This is a genomic window from Streptomyces ipomoeae 91-03, assembly GCF_000317595.1.
Classification (GTDB): Bacteria; Actinomycetota; Actinomycetes; order Streptomycetales; family Streptomycetaceae; genus Streptomyces; species Streptomyces ipomoeae.
Map to the genome: position 1 here is coordinate 1 of NZ_AEJC01000023.1, position 726 is coordinate 726.

The following is a 726-nucleotide window of genomic DNA, read 5'->3' on the forward strand; positions in this document are numbered from 1 at the left end:
CACTGACCCCGCCGTTTCTTACGGGCCTCGCCGTTTCTTACGGGCCTCGCCGTTTCTTACGGGCTCCGCCGTTTCACATCGGCTGCGTCTCAATCGGTGCTGACCACCACCGTCTTGGCCGCCTTGTCGTGCAGGCCCTGCTTGTAGGGCTTGTCGAAGAAGCTCCAACCGCCCGCGATGGCGGTCCAGATGCAGGCGCAGCAGAAGGCGAACGGGAGCCACAGCACCGCCGCGCGCAGGAGCGCGGTCTGCACGGAGGGCGTGGAGCCGTCGCTGAGGTTCGCCACCCGTAGCTTCATCAGCTGCTTGCCGAGGGTCTGACCGCCCCGGACCGTGAAGTAGGTGTCGTACCCGATGTAGAGGATCGCGGCGAGCGCCTCCTGGACGAGGGACTTGCCGTAGTCGAAGTCGCCCGAGTCCAGCGTGTACTGGCCGACCCTGACCGCCCACGCCAGCAGCCCCACCACGATCCCCACCAGGATCATGTCGATGATCCGCGCCAGCACCCGCTTCCCGCTGTCGGCGAGCGGCGGCATGCCCGTCAGCGGGTCGGTGGGGTACTGCCCGCCACCGTAAGGGTCGCCCCCGTAGGGGCCACTGCCGTAGGGCGGCGGCTGACTGCCGTACGGCGGTTGCTGCGGCGGGGTGTCGTACGGGGAGCCGCCGCCCGACGGCGGGGGCGGCTTCTTCTTGAACGGGTCGTCCTCCGGGGGCTGACCGGAGCCG

The 726-nt window shown here is 69.3% G+C and carries 1 protein-coding gene; it reads right to left on the reverse strand.

Annotation, left to right across the window (positions count from 1 at the left end; all coding sequences use genetic code 11):
* Positions 1–89: 89 nt before the first annotated feature.
* Positions 90–726 (reverse strand): RDD family protein (locus STRIP9103_RS01475; protein ID WP_048819498.1); only part of this gene is annotated, 637 nt, incomplete at its 5' end.